The sequence below is a fragment of the uncultured Methanobrevibacter sp. genome (genome assembly GCF_900316895.1).
Lineage (GTDB): Archaea > Methanobacteriota > Methanobacteria > Methanobacteriales > Methanobacteriaceae > Methanocatella.
In genome coordinates, this window is the sequence record NZ_ONER01000087.1 from 1 (window position 1) to 6,978 (window position 6,978).

Sequence of the window (6,978 nt, forward strand, 5' to 3'; positions counted from 1 at the left end):
ATCAATGTCCTTTACCTTGAATGCCTCTGAAGAAGCCGGAAGAATTGTTGTTGCAATGGAAACTGATATAATCAACGGTAAACGTGCAATTGGATCAGCCGCTGCGAAAAATCCGATATCAGCCAATGTCAGGAACTTTCCCATTACAATGGTACAGATGTTATAGATAAGCATTTCAGCCACAGCGGTGATGATGACCGGAATGGAGAATTTCACCAATGTTGTGGCAAGTTTTATCCTATCATTCATTGTAAATACAAAATCTTCGCTAGGTTTCGGAATGTATTTCGGCATGTGCACCTTGAAGATGTAAAGAGCCGCAACAACGGATAAGGAATATCCCAAAACGGTACCCCATAGTGCCCCGACAGTTGAAAGTCCAATCAAAACAAATGCAGTGGCAAAAAGAATCATACCGAGCTGTTCGACGGCACGGGTATATACGATATACTCCATCTTGTAAACACCCTGAAATGCCCCTCTAAAGGCACCAACAATAACACTGAAAGGAGTGATAAGCCCCACAATCTGGAGGGGAACAAGTGTTATTGGCTTGTGCAGGAAATTATAGGCAAGGAAAGGAGCAACGACAAAAATCATCAATACCCCAAAGAACAGCCCTAAAAATATCATTATCTGCAGAGCCGTGTAAATGGTCTGCCTGGCCATATCATGCTCGCCGACAGCTTCATACTCGGCAACGTATTTTGCTATCGCAGGAGGAAGTCCACCGGCAGATAAGGTCTGGAAAATTCCCTGAAAAGGCAGTGTGATTCCTAGATTACCATAGGCGACAGGTCCTAACAGTATCGCCATCAGAAAACGGTAAAAGTAACCTCCCACACGGAAAATTATATTACCTATAAAAATTATCAAACTACCTCTAATCAACTTATTTGCCATGATATAACCTAAAAAAAGTTATTAAATATATGTAACTGTCCATACCATAAGAATCCTTCCTTATTTCATCGATAGAGTCTTTTGACCAAAAGGAAGCTCCCAAATTGGAACCGAAAGGCCCTCCACTTACCGGTATTATGCCGTGTATCATGAAATATGTGATGTTTGCCAGATGGGCAAAATCCTGACCTCCTGTACGGTCGCCGCCGACTGCAATGCTCATTCCAATCTTGCCTCTCAAGAGATTGTAATCGATTGCCTCTAGGGCGCGTGTCCTGTCCATTATGATTGACAGATTTGCGGAAACAGATCCTGAATGTATGGGAGTTGCCAGTATAATTCCATCTGCAGTTTGGAGATTTTCGTATACTTCCATCATGTCATCCTGGATTATGCATTTCTTGTTTTCAAGACAGTAATCGCAATGCATGCATGGCTTGAGGTCCTTTGCATGGCATGTGAAAATTTCTGTTTCGAAATCATGACTTTCCAACTTTTCCAAAGCCTGCGAGAGTACATAATGTGTAGTGTCATTTCTCGGGCTTGCACAGATTCCAAAGACTTTCATAGAAATAGTTTTAGATAAATCAATTAAAATATTTTGTGTAAAAAAGAAATAGAAAAATAGAGAATTAATCTCTATTTTTTAACGGTTATTTTAACTTTTTTGGTAGCAGATTTGTAAGTTTTGTCACCTTTGAATTTAATAGTTGCTGTGTATTTGCCTTTTTTCTTTAAGTTTTTAATTTTAAAGGTTGCTTTACCTTTAGCGTTGGTTTTCACTTTGTAAGTTTTACCTTTAACTTTAAGAGTTACTAAAACTTTTTTGATTGGTTTTTTACCAGATTTTAAAGTTATAGTGTATTTTTTAACTTTAGTTTTAGCTTTAAAGGTTTTCTTTTTAGCAACTATTTTTGAAGCTTTTTTGTTTACTTTAGGTGTAACAGGTTCTACTGGTTTAACCGGAGTAGTATTCTCTTTAGCGTTTTTAGTTACAACCACGATTTGTTGTAATGCTGTAAACATGCCTTTGTTGAGAATAAGTGAAATATCTATAGCACCAGTAATTCCAGTTAAATCTTTGGTATAGTAGCTAACTGTGTTTTTAACTGTAGTATTCCATACATTATCATCAAGGACACCATTTACTGATATGCTTGCTCTGCCAGGTTCTGAACCTGCACCAAATACATAAACTGTGGCATTTACTGCTTCATTGGAAGATACATCGAATGTTGAATCAATTTTAAGCTTTCTATCACCATTTCCATAAGCACCTACTACGTCTGCACAATTAGAAATGTAAACTTCTTTGATTACATTACTTCCGGTAGTGTTGGTTAAGTAAATTAAAGTACTTGGATAGATACCTCCGGAAAGTGTTCTGTTCAATGCAAGTGTATTATTGCCATTTATAATAAAGCTGGTGACATCATAAACTAAAATACCGTAACCGCCAAGGCCAACCGCATTAGTTTGGTCTCTAATAAATGCGACAGGAGTTAAAGTTTGATTATTAAAAGTAGCATTTAGCATGTTGATATTATCACCTGTGATAGAAGTATATGGAACATAAATAAATGCTTTAACAATAACAGAACCGTCTTTTAAACTAACAGTCCAGTTATCAACCCTATTTGTTGTACCAGTTGCATATTTGCCACTTGTTCCAGCACTATTTACGAAATCTGATACATCAATGACAATATCACCAGTTATGGCTCCACTATAGAATGATTCTAAACTGTTTTGATCATATAATGCCTTGTTGAAGTATCCGTTGTATAATATAACTGCATCAATAGAGCTATTAGCTAATTTTTCATCTTTCAAGAACAATTGAACTGTGTAATTGACTTTATCATAAGTTCCGCTTGTTCCAGCGTATGTAGCAGAGGAATTGATAGGTCTAATTGTATTATCAATTAATGTTAATGGAGTAGTTCCTGCTGTTAAAGATATTTCAGTAGAATTGACTTCAACACCGTCAGCTAATAATTTGACAACATATTTGCCGTTTTTGTTAGTAGTCACTTTGATGGTGATTTTATTGCTGAGGCCAGGATATGCAATAGGTATTTGAGTTGATGAATATACTTTACCAGCACGTTCAGTAGTTATAGAATCAATTGAAGATGAAACTTGGCCCGGTTTAGCAACTAAAACAGCCAAAGCTTGTTTATGAGATACTCCATAACTGCCTTGAGCTCCAATACCAAGGAATTCTGTTTTTTTGCTGCTGTTGTAGTAATCAGTTACGTCCCATTTGTTATACTTATAATAGTTTCCGGTTTTATACTCTGGATTTGTTAACAAATTACCATTTAAGAAATAAGTAGCATCACTGCTATCAAGTGCAATATTGGTCAAGCTCATTTCCAATACATCAGACATTGAAGTGGTGTCGAATGTTAATGTTGTGTTGGACCCTGTCCATATTTGGTTATCATTAATCCAATAATTAATTATATCGTCATCACCGTCGTCATATGCTAAAACCAATGCTATTAACTTTATTCTACCATCAAATAATTTTCCGGTTAATCCTGTCATGTTGTTTGTATCAACATTGATTTTTAAAGTGGTACCATTTAATCCGGTCAATTTACTGGTTATATTGTAATGTATCATATAATCCAGGTAAGACTTAGTAACATGGTCGTTTACAGGAAAAACGGTTGAACTTTTTTCGCTTGCAATGCATAAAATTTCATTATAGCTTTCATCACCATTATCGGTTTTAATGGTAGTGGTTACATTTGTAGCGTAAGTATCAGTAGCTGTAGTACCAAAAACATTCACATAAACATCAGCACTCTTAATTGTTTTTGCATCAGCTGGAATATCATAACTTAATTCCCCATGATTAGGCTGCCCTTGTGTTCCCCATGGATTTTCGGTTACAACATCCACTCCCCCCGAAACTGTACCGGAAGCAGTGGCTTCTGAATCTTCCAAAACAGTGTCGTCGTTTGTTGATGCAATTGCATCATCTGCATCTTCTGCAGATACTGCACCAATTGAGAGGACAATCATTAAAATAAAAATAGATATAAACAAAATTTTTTTATTTCTCATAATAATCCCATCTGAAAATAATTTTCGTACCAATCAATGTAATAAAATAATATATATTTATATTAATTTTATTAGTACAATTTTACTTTAAAGTAATACTAATATAAAACTTTCCATTTAATGCTTAAAAACAAAAACTATATATAAAATAAAGTTATTTTTTAAAAAAAGTAATAATTATTCCATAAATAAATGAAAAAAGTAATACTTATAAGAAATTCAAAAAAATAAAAAGTATTACTCATTAGTCTTCAACCATAATCAGCTTGCCCGTTGAAGGATCCTTATAGACCTTACCCATCTCCATATATCCTTGACCTGAACTGTTTGAAGTGTCCGGAGTTTCATTCAGAGTCTGTCCTTCACTTACTTCAGTCACATCTGGAGATGACTGCTCTATTGGCTGTTGCTGGCTATCCTGAAATACAACGCTCTGCATATTCCAGCTTATCACCACAAATATCAATAAACCCACAGCAATTACAAGCATTGCATCAACAAGGTTGGATGTTCCAGCCATAGGATCCTCTTCGCCTTCTGAAAAACGTTTGCGTCCTTTTTCTCGAACCATAGACAAAACTCCTATTGACTTAATTTATCAAGAAGCGCATCTGCAAGGGCATCAAGGTTTGACAAATATTCCTCATACCATCTGCGCCTTACTTTTGACACAAAATAAGCAACAGCCCCCGCACCGATACCCACAACAGTGGTATCGAATGCCACAATAATCGCATTGGCCAATGTATTGACATCACCTGCACCTAAAGCTGCAAGTCCAGGACCCATAGGTATCAAAGTACCCATCAGCCCCAGGGTCGGACCGATACGGGTAACAACATCAGTCCTCTCAATTGATTTTGCGAACTTGTTTTCCTCAAACTCGATTAGCTTTTTAGCCAAAGCTTGCCTTGAATCATGAGTTAAGGAATGTGAACGCAATATCTTAATTAGAACAACCTTTTGAGACTCGTAAATTTTAGCATTTTGAATAATATTTTTTATTTCTTCTAATGAACTCGCATTAGCTATTGCATAAATCAGCTCTTCAATCAAGTCCGGAGTGATTTTCTTTCTTGAAGTGTACTCCGAAATCAATCCACCAATAGCCAATACTGCAAAAACCGCAAAAACCACCAAAAATATGATTACGGGAATCTGCAGGCTCTGTGAAATCATGTTCAATGTTGATGTTAATATTTCGCTTCCAGGAATTGTTGATACCATTAAATCACCTTAATTAAAATTACTGTTTCTCCTTGATATTACTCCACCAATCAAAGCTATTACAAGCACCAATACCAACGCCCCAATCAAGGAGTATGGGGATGATATTGAAATCGCTTCCATTGGATTCTGAATCATTGCTGTGATATTTGGCAGGAACAATGCTGATAAAAGGAAGTAGATTCCTAAAAAGAACATGAAATTTCCAAGCACAATTGGATAAGGCTTGTTAATGAACCTTACCAAATAATTAGATGCATAATAAGTTACAACAATTGTTAAAACCAATGCCAGCGCTACAATGACACTTAAATTCATTAATCCCAAACCTACGGTCGGAGCAACAAGCATTATACTAACAATAATTGATCCAAAACAACATGGACATGGTGCAACAATAGCCATGCATGTAGCAGCTGTCGTATTCTTTTCAAAGACCTTGTATTCACGAATTGTAAATATGCCCGCCAGAATCATGATTATTGCCATAATCAGGAAAAACTCAAAGTTATAGGTGTAAATCAAATCTGTAATCTGTTCCGTGAAAAATGAGGAAATTTCGGTTAGGATTAAAACTCCTGCCCCATATCCGATTGACACCACTGCCAAATATCTTTTTGACATGTTTGCAAGACCTGTTGCAAGGCCCAACTTGATTCCAAAAATTAAAACAGCCGAAAGAATTCCGACCTGCCATAAAATATTAATCGCATCCATTATCTACACCTATAATTTTTCATTAAATAATTTATCTAAATCTTGAACTTTATCCTTATCATCTTCATTTCTAAAGTATCCAACAGCCACAACCATAATCAAGCATAAAATAGCTAAAACTGCTGCAAGTGATAATCCCACCTCACTGGCTGACTGTGAAGTTATCGGATTGATTTCCACTGATTTTTTAACATCTGCACCTTCAGACTGAGAGCTTCCAGCTTCAACTGATTCTGAACCCGCACCTACATTTGAAAATGCCTCACCTTGGGCATTGTCCCCATTTTGGGCGGTAGCTTGAGTGGTAGTTGAGCTTGAATTGGAAGCAATTGTTGAAGATGAAGTTGAGCCTTTAACCGGATTTTGTGAGGAAGCTTCCTTTTGATTAGTACTGGAATCCGCTTCCGGAGGCTGTACGGATTGAGTATTGTTTTTAAATACTGGATTCTTAGTTGCTTGATATAATTTAGGAAGCAATTGTGCCAGAATATCTGGATTCACATATTGTACAGCCCATTGCATCATCGCAATATTTCCACAGCTGCAGTCACAGCATGCAACACCATTTTGGATTGTTGCCTGTGCCCATGTGTTTGCAATGTCACTTATTGTAGCCTTATCAGCATTCCAATAGCCATCATGGATTGTTGTAAGCATTGTTCCACTCATAGAAATCAGTGAATATGCATTATTTCCACTCATAAGCCAGTCCTTAACTCCAATTCCATATTTATCATTGTAATAAGTATTGTAAATCCTATTCCATAAGTCATCAGTAACTGCTGAAGGCCTTGTTACCTGCCATCCATGCAGATTGCTTACGAATTTGTTAGACATATAACGGGCCCCGCTGTAACCTTCATTCATCATTCCCTTAATCCAGTCAGGGTTGTCATATCTTGCGGCGATTTCCTGATACATTACTTCTTCCAAAGAGGATATGTATGCACTGTTCTTGTTGGCATACATCAGCACGTTGAATTTTGGAGCCTTACCTGAAATCTCCTCAACTGTCATGGACAGTCCTCCCCAGTAATCGAAGAAGTCATCATT

At 36.7% G+C, this 6,978-nt stretch carries 7 protein-coding genes; all 7 read right to left on the reverse strand.

The window, feature by feature from the left end; translation table 11 throughout:
* Positions 1-903 (reverse strand): flippase (locus QZN27_RS08385; RefSeq protein WP_296786338.1); only part of this gene is annotated, 903 nt, incomplete at its 3' end.
* Positions 893-1,471 carry a flavodoxin family protein gene (locus QZN27_RS08390; protein WP_296786342.1) on the reverse strand — a complete coding sequence of 193 codons (579 nt, stop codon included), beginning with the start codon at positions 1,469-1,471 and terminating at the stop codon, positions 893-895. The genes QZN27_RS08385 and QZN27_RS08390, both read right to left, overlap by 11 nt.
* Positions 1,472-1,542: 71 nt before the next feature.
* A complete protein-coding gene (locus QZN27_RS08395) occupies positions 1,543-3,939 on the reverse strand; it encodes a DUF3344 domain-containing protein (protein WP_296786346.1) in 2,397 nt (798 codons plus the stop codon).
* Positions 3,940-4,225: 286 nt separating this feature from the next.
* Positions 4,226-4,552, reverse strand: coding sequence for a DUF2149 domain-containing protein (locus QZN27_RS08400; protein ID WP_296786349.1), 327 nt, complete (start codon positions 4,550-4,552; stop codon positions 4,226-4,228).
* A gap of 11 nt (positions 4,553-4,563) precedes the next feature.
* Positions 4,564-5,208: a MotA/TolQ/ExbB proton channel family protein gene (locus QZN27_RS08405; RefSeq protein ID WP_296786352.1), complete on the reverse strand. Its 645-nt coding sequence runs from the start codon at positions 5,206-5,208 to the stop codon at positions 4,564-4,566.
* Positions 5,209-5,217: 9 nt separating this feature from the next.
* Positions 5,218-5,925, reverse strand: coding sequence for a DUF2162 domain-containing protein (locus tag QZN27_RS08410; protein ID WP_296786355.1), 708 nt, complete (start codon positions 5,923-5,925; stop codon positions 5,218-5,220).
* 9 nt (positions 5,926-5,934) lie between these two features.
* Positions 5,935-6,978: cobaltochelatase subunit CobN (locus tag QZN27_RS08415; protein ID WP_296786358.1), on the reverse strand; the 1,044-nt coding region annotated here is incomplete at its 5' end.

Excerpts from the sequence above, each read along its gene's own strand:
- QZN27_RS08395 (WP_296786346.1), bottom strand. The coding sequence starts at position 3,939 with ATGATTGTCCTCTCAATTGGTGCAGTATCTGCAGAAGATGCAGATGAT.
- QZN27_RS08405 (WP_296786352.1), bottom strand. The coding sequence starts at position 5,208 with ATGGTATCAACAATTCCTGGAAGCGAAATATTAACATCAACATTGAAC.
- QZN27_RS08400 (WP_296786349.1), bottom strand. The coding sequence starts at position 4,552 with ATGGTTCGAGAAAAAGGACGCAAACGTTTTTCAGAAGGCGAAGAGGAT.
- QZN27_RS08410 (WP_296786355.1), bottom strand. The coding sequence starts at position 5,925 with ATGGATGCGATTAATATTTTATGGCAGGTCGGAATTCTTTCGGCTGTT.
- QZN27_RS08390 (WP_296786342.1), bottom strand. The coding sequence starts at position 1,471 with ATGAAAGTCTTTGGAATCTGTGCAAGCCCGAGAAATGACACTACACAT.